The 16,225-nt window shown below is 71.2% G+C and carries 14 protein-coding genes; 11 read left to right on the top strand and 3 right to left on the bottom strand.

The window, feature by feature from the left end:
* Positions 1 to 56: 56 nt before the first annotated feature.
* Entirely contained in the window at positions 57 to 905 is an 849-nt protein-coding gene (locus KU893_RS04375; RefSeq protein WP_218233083.1) for an aldo/keto reductase, read from the top strand.
* A 9-nt stretch (positions 906 to 914) separates the two neighbouring features.
* Here the strand turns inward: KU893_RS04375 and KU893_RS04370 are convergent, their stop codons facing one another.
* Both KU893_RS04370 and KU893_RS04365 read right to left on the bottom strand, forming a co-directional pair.
* Positions 915 to 2,084 (bottom strand): hypothetical protein, encoded by a 1,170-nt coding sequence (locus KU893_RS04370; RefSeq protein ID WP_218233082.1) that lies wholly within the window; start codon positions 2,082 to 2,084, stop codon positions 915 to 917.
* Complete coding sequence (locus tag KU893_RS04365; protein ID WP_218233081.1) at positions 2,084 to 2,974, bottom strand: TIGR03619 family F420-dependent LLM class oxidoreductase; 891 nt, start codon at positions 2,972 to 2,974, stop codon at positions 2,084 to 2,086. The genes KU893_RS04370 and KU893_RS04365 overlap by 1 nt, the downstream gene beginning before the upstream one ends.
* Before the next feature lie 46 nt (positions 2,975 to 3,020).
* On the opposite strand from KU893_RS04365, the gene KU893_RS04360 reads away from it, so the two are divergent.
* From KU893_RS04360 to KU893_RS04320, 9 genes are all read left to right on the top strand, one after another.
* Complete coding sequence (locus KU893_RS04360; RefSeq protein ID WP_218233080.1) at positions 3,021 to 3,506, top strand: nitroreductase family deazaflavin-dependent oxidoreductase; 486 nt, start codon at positions 3,021 to 3,023, stop codon at positions 3,504 to 3,506.
* Positions 3,507 to 3,528: 22 nt separating this feature from the next.
* Positions 3,529 to 3,969, top strand: a complete 441-nt coding sequence (locus KU893_RS04355) for a nuclear transport factor 2 family protein (protein ID WP_218233079.1) — start codon at positions 3,529 to 3,531, stop codon at positions 3,967 to 3,969.
* A gap of 29 nt (positions 3,970 to 3,998) precedes the next feature.
* Complete coding sequence (locus KU893_RS04350; protein ID WP_218233078.1) at positions 3,999 to 4,601, top strand: hypothetical protein; 603 nt, start codon at positions 3,999 to 4,001, stop codon at positions 4,599 to 4,601.
* A 452-nt stretch (positions 4,602 to 5,053) separates the two neighbouring features.
* Entirely contained in the window at positions 5,054 to 6,913 is a 1,860-nt protein-coding gene (gene dnaK / locus KU893_RS04345) for a molecular chaperone DnaK (protein ID WP_218233077.1), read from the top strand.
* Positions 6,910 to 7,461, top strand: coding sequence for a nucleotide exchange factor GrpE (grpE, locus tag KU893_RS04340; protein ID WP_257440859.1), 552 nt, complete (start codon positions 6,910 to 6,912; stop codon positions 7,459 to 7,461). Before dnaK ends, grpE begins: the two co-directional genes overlap by 4 nt.
* Before the next feature lie 39 nt (positions 7,462 to 7,500).
* The gene (dnaJ, locus tag KU893_RS04335; protein ID WP_218233076.1) at positions 7,501 to 8,682 is read left to right on the top strand and encodes a molecular chaperone DnaJ; all 1,182 of its coding nucleotides are present in this window, start codon (positions 7,501 to 7,503) and stop codon (positions 8,680 to 8,682) included.
* Positions 8,682 to 9,131, top strand: a complete 450-nt coding sequence (locus KU893_RS04330; RefSeq protein WP_246591758.1) for a heat shock protein transcriptional repressor HspR — start codon at positions 8,682 to 8,684, stop codon at positions 9,129 to 9,131. The genes dnaJ and KU893_RS04330 overlap by 1 nt, the downstream gene beginning before the upstream one ends.
* A gap of 163 nt (positions 9,132 to 9,294) precedes the next feature.
* Entirely contained in the window at positions 9,295 to 10,629 is a 1,335-nt protein-coding gene (locus KU893_RS04325) for a DUF445 domain-containing protein (RefSeq protein WP_257440858.1), read from the top strand.
* 25 nt (positions 10,630 to 10,654) lie between these two features.
* Entirely contained in the window at positions 10,655 to 11,572 is a 918-nt protein-coding gene (locus KU893_RS04320) for an Abi-alpha family protein (RefSeq protein WP_218233074.1), read from the top strand.
* A gap of 27 nt (positions 11,573 to 11,599) precedes the next feature.
* On the opposite strand, the gene KU893_RS04315 is transcribed toward KU893_RS04320, so the two are convergent.
* Positions 11,600 to 13,093 carry a helix-turn-helix domain-containing protein gene (locus KU893_RS04315; RefSeq protein WP_218233073.1) on the bottom strand — a complete coding sequence of 498 codons (1,494 nt, stop codon included), beginning with the start codon at positions 13,091 to 13,093 and terminating at the stop codon, positions 11,600 to 11,602.
* A 505-nt stretch (positions 13,094 to 13,598) separates the two neighbouring features.
* Between KU893_RS04315 and clpB the strand changes: the two genes are divergently transcribed.
* The gene (clpB, locus tag KU893_RS04310) at positions 13,599 to 16,190 is read left to right on the top strand and encodes an ATP-dependent chaperone ClpB (protein WP_218233072.1); all 2,592 of its coding nucleotides are present in this window, start codon (positions 13,599 to 13,601) and stop codon (positions 16,188 to 16,190) included.
* Positions 16,191 to 16,225: the final 35 nt, after the last annotated feature.

Genomic DNA, 16,225 nt, shown 5'->3' with positions numbered 1-16,225 from the left:
AACTGTCGCGACGGGCCGCGCGGAATACGCCAGCCCGATCCGGGTTGTCTCCTGGTGTGACCATTGCGCGCATCGAGCTCAACGACCAGACCTCCATCCCGCAGTTCGGCCTCGGCGTGTGGCAGGTGCCGCAGGCGGACACCGAGCGGGTCGTGTCCGACGCCTTCGAGATCGGCTACCGCCACGTCGACACCGCCCAGATGTACGGCAACGAGGAGGGCGTCGGAGCCGCGATCACGCGCTCCGGCCTCGCCCGTGAGGACCTGTACGTCACCACCAAGCTCAACAACAACCGCCACGACCCGGCCGTCGCGAAGGACTCGCTGCGGGTCTCCCTCGACAAGCTCGGCCTCGAGCGGGTCGACCTGTTCCTCATCCACTGGCCGCTGCCGACGCAGTACGACGGCGACTTCGTCTCGACCTGGGAGGCGCTCCTCGAGCTGCGCGAGGCCGGCCTGACCACCTCGGTCGGCGTCTCCAACTTCCAGCCCGACCACCTCGACCGGATCGTCGCCGCGACCGGCGTCGTCCCGGCCGTCAACCAGGTCGAGGTGCACCCCTACTTCGCCAACGAGGCGGTCCGGGCGGCGACCACCGGCCACGGCGCCCGCGTCCAGGCCTGGTCCCCGCTGGGTCAGGGTGGCGGCGAGCTGACCGACCCGGCCGTGACCGCGCTCGCCGAGCGCCACGGCAAGACGCCCGCCCAGGTGCTGCTGCGCTGGGCGCTGGACCGCGGCGACATCGTGTTCCCGAAGTCGCTGAGCAAGGTGCGGCTGGCGGAGAACTTCGACGTCTTCGACTTCGCACTCACGGCCGACGAGGTTGCCGCCCTGGCCGCGCTCGACAAGGGTGAGGCGGGCCGGCAGGGCCCGAATCCGGACGTGTTCGACTGGATCCCCGCCTGAGGCGCCGCCTCAGGAGATCATCCGGCGCGCGACCGCGCGCTGGCGTGCGGCGATCCGCTCGGCGTACTCCTCCGCCGACAGCCCGACCAGGTCGGGCAGGTGCTTGGGGACCTCGGCAACCGGCACGACCTCGACCGTCGGCCCGTCCGCGGCGGCGAGCGCGCGGGTGAGCTGCTGCCAGCGCAGCATGATCGGGCCGGTGCGGTGGCCGGTGGTCTCCAGCCAGTTCGCGACGGGGGCGCCGGCGGGGCCGGGCGGGCGTTCCGAGATGACGAAGCGCATCATCCCGTCCTCGTCGCAGGCCGCCTGGGCCTTGGTCAGCGAGGTCTGGTGCGTCTCGTAGTCGGTCGAGGCGTACCAGTCCGAGCCGACCTGGATCGCCTGGTAGGTGCAGTCGTCGCAGCGCGGGACGCTCACGATCATCGCCTCGTCCTCGGCGAGCTCGTAGTGGCCGATCGAGGAGAACTGGGACGACAGGCCGCCGGGCGTCGAGGCGGGAACGGTCAAGGTGTTGACCGGCTCCTTGTACTGGAAGAAGTGCGGGAAGGCGAACCAGGTCTGGATCGAGCTGGTGAGTGAGCGGGCGGCCACCTCGTACTTCTTGCGCAGCGTCGCCTCGGACAGCGGCCGGCGCGGCCGGCCGAGGGTGTCGACCCGCTCGATGGTGAGCGTGCCGCGGACCTCGGTGTCCCAGTCGTTGAAGACCTCGCGCACGATCAGGGTCTTCGCCCCGGGCTCGGCGACGTAGGTGAACTCGAAGCTCCCGTCGGGGCCGATCGAGAGCTCACGCTCGTCGAAGGCCATCAGCGAGGTCGCGGCCGACGTCGCGCTGTAGCTGCCGCCCATCACCTGGAAGGACAGGTCGGCCGACGTGCCGCGGGTGCCGCGGACGACGTACTCGACGCCCTCGCGCAGGTAGGCGTTGAGGTAGACGGCGTCGGGGTTGTCGAGGCCCTGCCGGGAGAACTGGTGCGTGGGGTTGATGAAGACCGGCTGGTCGAGGTCGTAGTCGAACGCTGTCTGCATCGCCATCCGGATCCGGCCGGAGAGGTAGTCGTAGCCCTCGAGCCGGTCGGCCTCGGTCCGGATGAACGGCGCGTTCGCGATCAGCTCCTCGGCCTCCGCGATCGCGTCCTGCAGCGGCTTGGTCAGCCCGAGCGCGGCCGATGCCTGCGTCATCAGCCGTTGGCCTTCGCGATGATGTTCTCGGCGTACTGCTCGAGGTGCTTGACCTTGGTCTCGAGCGGCTCGGTGTCGGGGCCCTTGATGTAGGGGACCCGGAAGCCGACGATGCAGTCGGTGACGCCCTTGTCCTCGAGGCGCTTGATGCCGTCGAGGGTGTAGGCGTCGTACGAGATCACATGGACCTCGAAGTCGTCGCGGGTGTCGCCCTCCTCCTTGCGGATCTCCGCGAGACGGGCGAGCAGCCGGTCGAGCTCCTCGCCGTCGCCGCCGGCGTGCATCCACCCGTCGCCCTTGCGTACGGCGCGGCGCAGGGCGGCGTCGGAGTGACCGCCGACGAGCAGCGGGATCCTCTCGGTCGGCGCCGGGCACTGCTGGAGCGGCTCGATGTCGAAGAACTCGCCGTGGTAGCCGAAGAAGGTTGGCTCGTCGCCGGGCTGGGTGAGGCCGCGCAGGATGTCGATGCACTCGTCCATCCGCTTGCCACGCCGCTCCCACGGCACGCCGAGGGCGGCGAAGTCCTCGGGCCAGGGGGAGAGGCCGACGCCGAGGCCGAGGCGGTTCTTGGAGAGGTGCGCCAGCGACGAGGCCTGCTTGGCGACGAGCACCGGCGGGCGGATCGGGAGCTTCAGCACGAACGGCGTGAGCCGGAGCGTCTCGGTGACCGCGAACAGGTGCGCGCACAGGATGAAGGTCTCGATGAACTGCTTGCCGAGCAGGAACTCGCGGTCGCCCGTGTCGGTGTAGGGGTACTTCGAGTCCGACTCCTGCGGGTAGATCAGGCTGTCCGCGATCGTCATCGAGGTGTAGCCGGCGGCCTCGCAGGCCTGGGCGAGCGGGGCGTAGTAGTCGGCGTGGGTCATGCCCTCGGCGAAGGAGAAGCGCATGGACGCACACTAGAACGCGTTCTAGATTTCTGCCAGAGTGAGTCCTATGCCAGCGACCAAGCCCAAGCCCGAGGGGCTCGACAAGCCGATCGTCGCGAAGATCATCAAGTACGGCGCGAGGGCCAACGTGGCGATCTATCGGCTGACCAACGGCCGCGTGGGCGCGAAGTGGCGGATCGGCGCGGGCTGGAAGAAGCCCGTGCCCGTGCTGCTCCTCGACCACGTCGGCCGCAAGAGCGGCACCCGGTTCACCACGCCGCTGCTCTATCTCGCCGACGGGGCGGACCTAGTGATCGTCGCCTCGCAGGGCGGGCTGCCGAAGAACCCCCAGTGGTTCCACAACCTGGTCGCGAACCCCGAGACCACGGTCGCCGTGCCCGGTGAGCGCAGCCGCGCCGTCCGCGCCCGGGTCGCCGGACCCGACGAGCGCGCCGGGCTGTGGCCCCGGCTGGTCGACCTGTACGCCGACTTCGACAACTACCAGGCCTGGACCGACCGCGAGATCCCGGTCGTCGTCCTCGAGCCCCGCTGACCCGACCGACGAGGAGCCCCGGATGGACGTCCAGCAGCTGATCGACCGCGCCGAGATCGCGGACGCGATCACCCGCTACACGCTCGCCGTCGACGAGGGCGACTTCGACCGGCTCGACACCGTCTTCACCGCCGACGCGCACATCGACTACACCGAGAGCGGCGGCGTCGCCGACGTCTTCCCGGTCGTCAAGGCGTGGCTCGCCGAGGCGTTGCCGGGCTTCTCGACGCACCGGATCCACATGCTCGGGCAGATCTCCTATGAGTTCGCCCAGGGCGGCGACGAGGCCGCCGTGGCGGCGTACTTCCACAACCCGATGCGGATCCCGAGCGGCCCGGGAGGACGGGACGGCGAGCGGGTGGTCGAGGTCGGCGGCCTCTACCGCCATGCCTTCGTCCGGACGACGGACGGCTGGCGCTCGAAGCGGCTGCACGAGCAGGTCGTCTGGACGCGCGGTTTCTGATTTCCTCGGCCCCACGGGACAATGGGCGGGTGAGCGAGCAGCAGCGGCCCCCCGCCGAACGTCCCGTGGTCAACGGGCTGGTGGCGCTGCTCGCGGTGGCGCTGGGCGTCGGCCTGATCCTGGCGGTGGTCGTCCTCGTCGGCACCAAGGTGCTCGGCATCGGCGGTGACAGCGGCGAGTCTGCGGCGGACGCCACCGTGCGGCAGTCGATGTACCTGCCGACGCCGGTCGAGACCGACGAGGCTTCCGGCCCGCTGGTCACCCTGCACACCCAGGGCACCGACGTGCCCGAGGAGGGCGACGACACCGAGCTGCCCGAGGACGAGCCGACCACCGAGCTCCCCAGCGACAGCCCCAGTGCCGGCCAGATCTCGCTGCAGGCCCTCGCGACCACGGTCGCCAGCGGCGAGCGGATCTACTTCAGCGGTGTCTACCCCGGCGGCGAGGGCGCGATCTTGTGGGTCCAGCGCTTCGAGAACGGCGACTGGGCCGACTTCCCGGCCAGCGTCGGCGTCACCAACGGCACCTTCTCCAGCTACATCTTCACCGGCGTCAGCGGCGTCAACCGGTTCCGTGTCGTCGACCGCGACAGCGGCACGATCAGCAACGAGATCAGCGTCACCGTCGGCTGATCGTTCCTCCCGCACCTGAACCGCCTTGTAACTAAGTGTTACATCGCCAAATCGGGTGCCACAGCGCCCGGGAGGATGTCACAGCGCCGTGGTGGTTGCGGCCGTGCCGCCACCGCGGGTGCCCCACGCCCCCGGCTCGTCCGCGAGGTGCCGGGTCGCCGAGGCGTGCCGCGAGACGCCTGACTACCCGGGCGTTACGACGCCTACCCGGGCGCTGTTGCGCCGATTTCCGTGCTGTAACCCTTAGTTACAAGCCGCCGGGCGAGACCGTCCGGGGACACCGCTCGGACGCCACGTGCCGCTCCTCGGGGAGCGCGGACGGCGCGCCGGAAATTCGGTCGTGCGGTCGGGAACATCCCCCCGTGGCGGCCGGTTGTGGTCTGTGTCAGACTTGAGTCCATCCGGCTCAACTAACTTGAATCCCGATCTTCACGCACGGAGGAGAAACACACATGGCACGAGCTGTCGGCATCGACCTCGGTACGACGAACAGCGTCGTCGCGGTCCTCGAGGGCGGCGAGCCCACGGTCATCGCCAACGCGGAGGGTGCCCGGACCACGCCGTCCGTCGTCGCCTTCGCGAAGAGCGGTGAGGTGCTCGTCGGCGAGGTCGCGAAGCGCCAGGCCGTCACCAACGTCGACCGCACCATCCGGTCGGTCAAGCGCCACATGGGCACCGACTGGACCCAGCACATCGGCGACCCGGTGGACAAGGACTTCACGCCGCAGCAGATCTCGGCGTTCATCCTGCAGAAGCTCAAGCGCGACGCGGAGGCCTACCTCGGCGAGACCGTCACCAACGCGGTGATCACGGTCCCGGCCTACTTCTCCGACGCCCAGCGCCAGGCCACCAAGGAGGCCGGCGAGATCGCGGGCCTCAAGGTCGACCGGATCGTCAACGAGCCGACCGCGGCTGCGCTGGCCTACGGCCTCGACAAGGGCGACGACCAGACGATCCTCGTCTACGACCTCGGTGGCGGCACGTTCGACGTGTCCCTGCTCGAGATCGGCGAGGGTGTCGTCGAGGTCAAGGCGACCAGCGGTGACAACCACCTCGGTGGCGACGACTGGGACAACGCGATCGTCGAGTGGATGGTCAAGAAGTTCAAGGACGCCAACGGCGTCGACCTGTCGAAGGACAAGATCGCCGCGCAGCGTCTGCAGGAGGCTGCCGAGAAGGCGAAGATCGAACTGTCCTCGTCGAGCGACACCACGGTCCACCTGCCCTACATCACTCACGGCGAGAACGGCCCGCTGCACTTCGAGGAGCGGCTCACCCGCTCGGAGTTCCAGCGGCTGACCGCCGACCTGCTCGAGCGCACCAAGGCGCCGTTCCAGAACGTCCTCAAGGACGGCGGCGTCGCGCTCTCCGAGATCGACCACGTGGTCCTGGTCGGCGGCTCGACCCGCATGCCTGCGGTGACCGAGCTGGTCAAGGAGATGCTCGGCGGCAAGGAGCCCAACAAGGGCGTCAACCCGGACGAGGTCGTCGCCGTCGGCGCCGCCCTGCAGGCCGGTGTCCTCGCCGGTGAGGTCAAGGACGTGCTGCTCCTCGACGTCACCCCGCTCAGCCTCGGCATCGAGACCAAGGGCGGTGTCTTCACCACCCTGATCGAGCGCAACACCACGATCCCGACCAAGCGCTCGGAGATCTTCACCACCGCCGACGACAACCAGCCGTCGGTCGAGATCAAGGTCGCCCAGGGCGAGCGGGCCATCTGGTCGCAGAACCAGGGCCTCGGCAACTTCGAGCTGACCGGTCTCCCGCCGGCTCCGCGCGGCGTGCCGAAGATCGAGGTGACCTTCGACATCGACGCCAACGGCATCGTCCACGTCTCCGCCAAGGACCAGGCGTCCGGCCGCGAGCAGTCGATGACCATCTCCGGCGGCAGCGCGCTGTCGAAGGAGGACATCGACCGGATGGTCAAGGAGGCCGAGCAGTACGCCGAGGAGGACGCCAAGCGTCGCGAGGCCGTTGAGGTCCGCAACCAGGGCGACCAGCTCGTCTACACGACCGAGAAGTTCCTCGCCGACAACGGCGACAAGATCCCGGACGACGTCAAGGCCGAGGTGACCACCGACCTCGAGGCGCTCAAGAGCGTCCTCGAGAACGCCGAGGCGAGCGCCGAGGACCTCACCGCCGCCATCTCCAAGCTGGGCGAGTCCAGCCAGAAGATGGGTGCCGCGATGTACGCCGCCGCCGAGGCCGACTCCGCGGCCGCGGGCGGCTCCACCGGCGCGACTGGCGAGGCCGACGACGACGTCGTCGAGGCCGAGATCGTCGACGAGGACACCGAGGGCGACGCCAAGTGACCGAGGACAACCTCAACCCGGAGGAGGGGGAGCTGCAGGAGACTGCAGCTCCCTCGCCCGAGGGCGACGGGCCCGAGGCGGCCGAGAGCCCCGAGGTGCCCGAGGCGGAGGCGGACGAGCTCGCCGTGACGAAGATGGAGCTGGAGGAGCGGACCCTCGACCTGCAGCGCCTGCAGGCGGAGTTCCTCAACTACAAGCGCCGGGTCGAGCGCGACCGCGAGCTGCTGCGCGAGAACGCGACGTACGCCGCGCTCACGCCGATCATCGACGTGCTCGACACGATCGACCGGGCCCGGGAGCACGAGCCGCTCGAGGGGGGCTTCAAGGCGACCGCCGAGCAGCTCGAGCGGGTCGTCGCCGGGCTCGGGCTGGTCAAGTTCGGCGAGGTCGGCGACGCGTTCGACCCCACCGTGCACGAGGCGCTCTCGCACATCGGCACCGACGCGGAGGTCGAGGTGACCACGTGCAAGGTGGTCGCGAAGGCCGGCTACAAGATCGGTGACCGGGTGGTCCGCGCAGCACAGGTGCTGGTGGTCGACCCCGCCTGATGACGGAAACGACAGCAACGACGAGGAGGGAGGTGCGCGATGAGTGACGACGGAATCCGGTCGGACTGGGCGACCAAGGACTTCTACAAGGAGCTCGGGGTCGCGAAGACCGCGTCGCAGGACGAGATCAAGAAGGCCTACCGCAAGCTCGCGCGCGCCAACCACCCCGACTCGCACCCCGACGACACCGCCAAGCACGAGAAGTTCAAGGCGGTGGCCGAGGCGTACGACGTCATCGGCGAGCCTGCGAAGCGCAAGAAGTACGACCAGGCCCGCGAGATGTTCAGCCGTGGCGGGTTCCCCGCGGGGGCCGGCTTCGGCGGCGGCGCCGGGGGCTTCGGCGGCAGCGTGAACCTCGAGGACCTGCTCCGTGACCGCGCGGGCGGCGGCGGTGGCTTCGGCGACCTGTTCGGCGACCTGTTCGGCGGCGGTGGACGGGCCCGGACCCGTGCTCCGCGGGCGACCCGCGGTGCGGACCTGGAGACGACCGCGACCATCGGTTTCACCGAGGCGCTCGACGGCGCCACGGTGTCGCTGCGGGTCAGCTCCGACGGTGCTTGCGCGACCTGTCGCGGCACGGGCGGCAAGCCCGGCACCCAGCCGCACGTGTGCCCGACGTGCGACGGCGCAGGTGTCGTCACGGCCTCGGTCGGCGGCGGGTTCTCCATGAACGAGACGTGCCCGACGTGCGGCGGTCGCCAGCTCGTGTACGACGACCCGTGCCCCGCCTGCCACGGCACCGGCCAGGGCCGCGCCACGCGAACCATCCAGGCCAAGATCCCCGCCGGGGTCAAGGACGGCCAGCGGATCCGGCTGCGCGGCAAGGGCGGCTCGGGTGACAACGGCGGCCCTGCCGGGGACCTCTACGTCACCGTCAAGGTCACCGGTCACCGGGTGTTCGGCCGCAAGGGCGAGCACCTCACGATCGACGTACCGGTGTCGTTCACCGAGCTCGCGCTCGGCGCGGAGATCAAGATCCCCACGCTCGGGGGCGGCCCGGTGACCCTCAAGGTCCCGGCCGGCACGCCCAACGGGCGCACCTTCCGGGTGCGCGGCAAGGGTGCCGCCAAGGCCGACGGCTCGCGGGGCGACCTGCTGGCCACGGTCGAGGTCCAGGTCCCGAGCAGCCTCGGTGCCGAGGCCAAGCAGGCCCTGGAGGCGTACGCCGCCGCCACGGCCGACACCCGGCTGCGGTCGGGCCTGTTCGAAGAGGCGAAGTGATGGCCGGTCGCAGCATGCCGGGCAGCCCGGGGTCCCTCGGTCCTCCCGGCGAGGAGGAGGCCGTCTACGTCATCAGCGTGGCGGCCCAGCTCAGCGGCCTGCACCCGCAGACGCTGCGGACCTACGAGCGGGTCGGGCTGATCACGCCCGGCCGCACGGGGGGCGGCGGCCGGCGGTACTCCTACCGCGACATCGAGCGGCTGCGCGAGATCGCGCACCTCACCGCCTCCGGCATCGGGATCGAGGGCGTCAAGCGGATCCTCGACCTGGAGAACGCCGTCACGGCGCTTCGGGCGCGCAACGCGGAGCTGGTCGCCGAGCTGGAGGCGACCCGCGATGCGCTCCGGCAGGCGGTCGCCGCACGACCCGCCGCCCCCCGCAGCAACCTGCCGGCGCTGCCCGGCGCGAGCGTCGGCCAGTCCGTGGTCGTGTGGCGCCGTAGTCCCTGACATCGCGCTCGTCGCGTACCCGGTCGTGAGCGGCCCGGTTCCCGCGACACCGTGACCTGAGATCCCTCTGCCCGGTTACCACCACAGGCGTTAACCTCCACCCGTCGGGTTGGTCGGGTGCATGGGGGCACGGCCGGGACCCGCAGGAGGACGAGAGGTACGCGTGGACGCAGTGCTGGACGGGCTCAGGGACTGGGCCGACCACGTCGACTGGTTCGCCTTCGTGTCGATCCCGTTCTTCACGGGCATCATCGGCTGGCTGATCAACTGGTCGGGCCTGTGGATGCTGTTCAAGCCGATCAACTTCTACGGCGTCAAGGTCGCCGGGCTGCGCGAGGTGGCCGGGGTGCTGCCGCGCAAGCTGCAGGAGGTCCCGGGCTGGATGGAGGGCGGCTTCGGCTGGCAGGGCATCGTCCCCGCGCGTGCCGCCAAGATGGGCAGCATCGCGGTCGACAAGGTGATCGCCAAGCTCGGTACGCCCGCCGAGTTCTACGCCCAGCTCGAGCCCGACCACATCGCCGAGCACATCGTCGCGGTCTTCCGGCCCGACCTGCCCGCCCTGGTCGACGACGTGATGATGCGCGAGCACCCCCGGCTGTGGCGCGACCTGCCGCGCCCGGTGCGGCAGGCCGTCATCGACCGGGTCCAGGCCCAGCTGCCCGGGGTGGTCAAGACCATCACCGACGAGATCGGTGTCCACATCGACCAGCTGCTGGACCCGAAGATCATGGTCATCGACCACTTCCGGAACAACCCCGAGCTGGTGGTCAAGGTCTTCAAGGACGTCGGCCAGCGCGAGCTCAACTTGATGGTCGCCTTCGGCTTCATCTTCGGCTTCCTGCTCGGCATCCCGGTCGCGGTCATCGACCAGACCTGGCACATCTGGTGGCTGCTGCCGCTGCTCGGCATCGTCGTCGGCTGGACCACCAACCTGCTCGGCATGTGGCTGATCTTCGACCCGCCGGAGGAGAGGCGGATCCTCGGCATCAAGGTGCAAGGCCTGTTCCTGCGCCGCCAGGCCGAGTGCGCGGAGGTCTACGCCCGGATCATCGCCGACGACGTCATCACGCTCGAACGGATCGGCGACTTCCTCATGGACGGTCCCCGCGGCGACCGCACCCGGCAGATGATCGCGACCGCGATGCGGCCCGCGATCGACAAGGCCGCCGGCCCGCTGCGCGGCGCGGTCAACGTCGCGATGGGCGGGCGGCGCTACGACAGCATCAAGGACTCCTTCGCGCAGGAGGCGGTCGGGCGCACCATCACGCCGTTCCGCGACCCCGGCTTCAGCAAGCAGCAGTCGGAGAAGATCCGGGTGCTCATCGCCCGGCGGACCAAGGAGCTCCCACCCAAGGACTTCGTGGAGATGATGCGTTCGGCGATCAAGGAGGACGAGTGGATGCTCTACGCCCACGGCGCGATCATGGGTGCCGCCGGCGGTTTCCTCCACCTCGGCATCTTCAACTGGGGCTGGCTCCCCGGCTTCCCGCCGGCGTGACCGATCCCGAGCACGGAAGGCTGACATGACTGAGGACCTCGACCAGGACGGCCTGCCGCGGCTGCCTGCGCTGACCGGCCCCGCGGTGGCGGAGTCGTTGCCGGGCCTGGCCCGCGTCGCCGGGTCCGCCGCGCTGCACAGCGCGGGCTGGGGACTGCGCACGACCACCCGCAGCTGGATGCGGGTGGGCCGCGCGGTGACCAACCGCGAGGAGGCGGCGTCGCTGGTCCGCGACGTCGGTTCGTACGTCGGCGCGCTCGGTGAGGTCGCCAAGCAGGTGTCCGGCGGGGTCCCCGTCGCCACCGCCCTGATGCGTGCGGGGGAGTCGCTCGGCGCCAGCGCCGACCGGCCCCGTGAGACGGTCGCGCCCCCGGTGGTCGACGGCCAGGTGGTCGCGTCGCGGCCGCAGTCCCTGCGCGAGCGCGGCAACGAGCTGCTCGAGCGCTCGCGCGACGTGTGGAGCAAGGACGACCGGCACCCCGCGTTCGACCGGATCCTCGACGAGCTCGCGCCCGACGAGGCCCGCGTCCTCGTGATGCTGCTGCGCGACGGCCCGCAGCCGTCGGTCGACGTGCGCACCGGCGGCCCGATCGGCATGGTCAGCAGCCAGCTGATCGCCCCCGGGCTCAACATGGTCGGGCCGCGGGCCGGGTTGCGCTACCTGGAGCAGGTGCCGTCGTACCTCAACAACCTGTTCCGGCTGGGCCTGGTCTGGTTCTCCCGCGAGCCGGTGCGCGACCACCTGGAGTACCAGGTGCTGGAGGCTCAGCCCGACGTGCTGGCCGCGCTGCACTCGGTGAAGTTCGCGAAGGTCGTACGACGCAGCATCCACCTCACGCCGTTCGGTGAGGAGTTCTGCAAGCTGGCCCTGGTCGACGAGCAGACGGCCGCCAGCGCCGAGTTGCCCGAGCACGAGGCGCCGCCGGAGATCGACGGGGTCTGAGCCGTCGGCCGCCCGTCGGCCGACGACTCAGTCGACGATCCGCCCGCCGGCCGCGCGCCACCAGGCCGCGCCCGCACGAACGGCGGGCGGCAGGTGCGGCGCCGTGGCGAGCTCGGCCAGCTCCGGCTGTTGGGCCATCCCGGCCGCGAACATCGCGTCGTGGCCGACCTGGTCGTCGTGCGCGACCAGCTCGCGCAACAGGTCCGGGGCCAGTGGCCGGCCGGCGAAGCCGCAGATCGCGAGTCCCGCGCCGCGCAGCACGGGGTCGGCCGACGCCAGCCAGGGCGCCGGGTCCGCGCTGTCGAACGGGATCATCAGGTTCGCGAACGCGAAGGCGGCACCGTGCCGCGTGGTCTCGTCCGGCCCGTCGAGCGCGGAGCGGACCATCTGCTCGCGGACCCCGTCGGCGAACGGCGAGGCCACGAGCAGGAACGACGACGTCACGACATGGGTGGCGCGGAAGTCGTAGAGCACCTCGAACAGCAGGCGCGCCAGCATCGTCTCGCCCGCGCTGGTGCCGGTGATCCGGGCCGCGAGCCCGGCGGCATGGGCGAAGTGCCGGTTGCGGCGGGTCCGGGTCCAGGCGGCGGCCCGCCGCGGCGCGACCAGCGTCCCGCTCAGGCGGTCGCGGACCGCCGTACGGAACTCGGCTGGGCAGCAGGCCAGGGTGGCGCTGAGGATCGGCTGGCGCAGCGGGTCGCCGGCGGCGGCGTCGCAGGCGTCGGCGAACACGGGAACCAGCGGCAGCCAGTCCGAGCGCCGCAGGCCGCCGACGCTGCGCATGTTCTGGATGCCGAGGCACGCGGCGCGCGCCACGACCCAGGACTCGTGGCCCAGCAGCTCGCCGCACCAGCCGACGAGGTCGGGCGTCGGGTTCTCGGTGACCGCGCTGAGCAGGTCGGCGGGCCGCTGCATGCCCGGCTCGGTGACGGCCGCCCGGACGACCTCGTCCACCACGTCGGCGTACGCGCTGCAGCGCAGCTTGCTCAGCGCCTCGTAGCGCAGCTGGTAGGCGAGCCCGGCGGCCCGCCCCACCTCGTCGGCGAGGCGCGCGAGGAGCGGGCGGATGGTGTGCGCGGGCATCCCGAACGGGCTGAGCACGTGGTACTCCGCGAACCGCAGCCAGTCCTGGGCGCTCGGCGACGGCGACGCGACGGCGTCGACCGCGGCCGTGAATCCGGCCAGGGTCGGCTCGGGGAGGTACGGGTCGGTGTCGGCCGGCGCGTAGGAGAAGGTCCGGCAGAGCACGTCGACCGGAACGCGCAGGTGCCCGGGAGGCAGCCCGAGCGCCCGCTCGTACGCCGCCACCACCGCGCCGCCGCGTCGTCCGGTGGTCTCCACCCGGGACAGGGTGGCGGGGGAGAGGTGGCTGCCGGCGCCGGCGCGGGCAGCGAGCTCGCGCAACGGCACCCCCGCCGCGACCCGGCTGGCCCGCAGCAGCCAGCCGATCCGCGCCGCGACGTCGATCCGTGCCCCGGCCAGCGGGGTGGGGTCGTCGATCTCGTCGGTGTGCCGAGCCACCCCGACATCGTGCCTGCGGCCCGGCCCGTCCGCTGCGTTTCACGACGGCTCGGCGCCGAAACAATCGCATTCGCGGACACCGGGCGTGCCACCGTGTTTCCGGCGCGGTCGGCCCCGTGGCCAACGCGGTGTGGGGTCGTGTCCTGCTCTGGGGGCCAGGAGGACGGCCCGGGTCGGCCGCGACGACTCGCGGCGGGTGGATGGGCCCGAGACCTGTCCACCCACCGCGTCCCCTCCGCCACGTCGCCCGGCGCCGGGTCTCGGACACCGGCCGTCGGACACCGGCCGTCGGAAGCCGGCCTTCGGACACCCGGGCACCCGGGCACCCGGGCTGCCGGGCTGCCGGGCGCCCGGCTCCGGACACCGACGCCCGGTCCGGTTCGGCGTACCCACCGAAAATTCCAAAGTTGAGTGGAACAGACTCAACTTTCGGGACGTTTGGCCTGATGACGGGTCGGACCAGCTCCGGCCAAGATGAAGCCAGACCACTCTTGAGGAGCACTGCATGAGCCAGTTCGGGGCCGACAAGTTCACCACGCGCAGCCGCGAGGCGATCGAGGCCGCCCAGCTCGCCGCGACCACGGCGGGCAACACCACCGTCGAGCCGATCCACCTGCTCGTCGCCCTGCTGCTGCAGGAGGACGGGACCGCCGCCCACCTCGTCGCCAAGGCCGGCGTCGACGTGCCGGGTCTCGTGCACGCCGCGTCCGCGGCGCGCGACGCGCTGCCGCGCGCCAGCGGCGCCACCGTCCAGCAGCCGGCCGGCTCGGCCGCGCTGACCCGGGTCCTCGCCTCCGCGCTGGACCTGGCGCGGTCGATGAAGGACGAGTACGTCGCGAGCGAGCACCTGCTCATCGCCCTGGCCACCGTCGAGTCCTCCGCCCACCAGGTGCTGGGCGAGGCGGGCCTGGGCGCCGACGCGCTGCGGGAGTCGCTGACCGCCGTGCGCGGCAACCGGCGCGTCACCTCGCAGGACGCGGAGGCGACGTACGAGGCGCTGGAGAAGTACTCCGTCGACCTCACCGCCGCTGCCGAGGAGGGCAAGCTCGACCCGGTGATCGGCCGCGACCAGGAGATCCGTCGTGTCGTCCAGGTGCTCTCGCGCCGGACCAAGAACAACCCGGTCCTCATCGGTGAGCCCGGCGTCGGCAAGACCGCCGTCGTCGAAGGGCTCGCCCAGCGCGTGGTCGCCGGCGACGTCCCCGACTCCCTCAAGGGCAAGCGGGTGCTCTCCCTCGACCTGATGGGCATGGTCGCGGGCGCGAAGTACCGCGGCGAGTTCGAGGAGCGGCTCAAGGCCGTCCTCGACGAGATCAAGCAGTCCGAGGGCCAGGTCATCACGTTCATCGACGAGCTGCACACGGTCGTCGGCGCGGGCGCCGGCGGTGACAGCCAGATGGACGCCGGCAACATGCTCAAGCCGATGCTGGCCCGCGGCGAGCTGCACATGATCGGTGCCACCACGCTCGACGAGTACCGCGAGTCGATCGAGAAGGACCCCGCGCTGGAGCGCCGCTTCCAGCAGGTCTTCGTCGGCGAGCCCTCGGTCGAGGACACCATCCAGATCCTGCGCGGCATCCAGGAGAAGTACGAGGCCCACCACGGTGTGCGGATCACCGACGCCGCGCTGGTGGCCGCCGCGACCCTGTCCGACCGCTACATCTCGGGCCGTCAGCTCCCCGACAAGGCGATCGACCTCGTCGACGAGGCCGCCTCGCGGCTGCGGATGGAGATCGAGTCGTCCCCGGAGGAGATCGACCAGCTCCGCCGGGCCGTCGACCGGCTCAAGATGGAGGAGTTCGCGCTCGCCAAGGAGTCCGACGACGCCTCGCGCGAGCGGCTCGAGGCGCTGCGTGCCGACCTCGCCGACAAGGAGGAGGAGCTGCGCGGGCTCGAGGCCCGCTGGGAGCGGGAGAAGTCCGAGCTCGAGGGCGAGGGCGTGCTGCGCCGCCAGCTCGACCAGCTGCGCGTCGAGGCCGACAAGCTGACCCGTGACGGCAACCTGGCCGGCGCCAGCGAGATCCTCTACGGCCAGATCCCCGCGCTGGAGCAGCAGATCAAGGCCGTCGAGGCGGCCGAGGGCGGCATCGACCCCGCCGACAAGCTCGTCGGTGAGGAGGTCGGGGCGACCCAGGTCGCCGAGGTCGTCGAGGCCTGGACCGGCATCCCCACCGGCCGCCTGCTCCAGGGCGAGACGGCGAAGCTGCTCGACATGGAGCAGGTGATCGGGTCCCGCCTGATCGGGCAGGCCGATGCGGTGCGCGCGGTCAGCGACGCCGTCCGACGGGCCCGGGCTGGGATCTCCGACCCCAACCGCCCGACCGGCTCGTTCCTGTTCCTCGGCCCGACGGGTGTCGGCAAGACCGAGCTCGCGAAGTCGCTCGCGGACTTCCTGTTCGACGACGACCGGGCGATCGTGCGCATCGACATGAGCGAGTACGCCGAGAAGCACTCCGTCGCCCGCCTCGTCGGTGCCCCTCCGGGCTACGTCGGCTACGACGAGGGCGGCCAGCTCACCGAGGCCGTCCGCCGGCGTCCGTACTCCGTCGTCCTGCTCGACGAGGTCGAGAAGGCGCACCCCGAGGTCTTCGACATCCTGCTGCAGGTGCTCGACGACGGCCGGCTCACCGACGGTCAGGGCCGCACGGTCGACTTCCGCAACACGATCCTGATCCTCACCTCCAACCTCGGCTCCCAGTTCCTGGTCGACCCCTCGCTGTCGCCCGAGGCGAAGCAGGAGTCCGTGATGGGGGTCGTCCGGGCCTCGTTCAAGCCGGAGTTCCTCAACCGTCTCGACGAGATCGTCACCTTCGACGCGCTCTCGCGTGAGGACCTCGCGCAGATCGTCGAGCTGTTGCTCCGCTCGCTGGAGTCGCGCCTGTCCGCCCGGCGGATCACGCTGTCGGTGACGCCCGAGGCCCGGGCCTGGCTCGCCGAGACCGGCTACGACCCGGCGTACGGCGCCCGGCCGCTGCGCCGCCTGATCCAGACCGCCATCGGCGACCCGCTCGCCCGGCTGCTGATCGGCGGCGAGGTCACCGACGGCGGCGCGGTCACCGTCGACCGCGGCGAGGACGGGTTGGTGCTCGTCGGCTGAGGCTGGTGCATGGATCCCCGGACATCCGGGGATCC

It is taken from the genome of Nocardioides daeguensis (assembly GCF_019192965.1).
Classification (GTDB): Bacteria; Actinomycetota; Actinomycetes; order Propionibacteriales; family Nocardioidaceae; genus Nocardioides; species Nocardioides daeguensis.
The sequence above is the reverse complement of the archived record's forward strand: the minus strand, read 5'-3'. Positions and strand labels throughout refer to the sequence as shown.

Coding starts and splice junctions, on each gene's coding strand:
- KU893_RS04370 (WP_218233082.1), bottom strand. CDS start 2,084: ATGACGCAGGCATCGGCCGCGCTCGGGCTGACCAAGCCGCTGCAGGAC.
- KU893_RS04365 (WP_218233081.1), bottom strand. CDS start 2,974: ATGCGCTTCTCCTTCGCCGAGGGCATGACCCACGCCGACTACTACGCC.
- KU893_RS04360 (WP_218233080.1), top strand. CDS start 3,021: ATGCCAGCGACCAAGCCCAAGCCCGAGGGGCTCGACAAGCCGATCGTC.
- KU893_RS04355 (WP_218233079.1), top strand. CDS start 3,529: ATGGACGTCCAGCAGCTGATCGACCGCGCCGAGATCGCGGACGCGATC.
- dnaK (WP_218233077.1), top strand. CDS start 5,054: ATGGCACGAGCTGTCGGCATCGACCTCGGTACGACGAACAGCGTCGTC.
- dnaJ (WP_218233076.1), top strand. CDS start 7,501: ATGAGTGACGACGGAATCCGGTCGGACTGGGCGACCAAGGACTTCTAC.
- KU893_RS04330 (WP_246591758.1), top strand. CDS start 8,682: ATGGCCGGTCGCAGCATGCCGGGCAGCCCGGGGTCCCTCGGTCCTCCC.
- KU893_RS04320 (WP_218233074.1), top strand. CDS start 10,655: ATGACTGAGGACCTCGACCAGGACGGCCTGCCGCGGCTGCCTGCGCTG.
- clpB (WP_218233072.1), top strand. CDS start 13,599: ATGAGCCAGTTCGGGGCCGACAAGTTCACCACGCGCAGCCGCGAGGCG.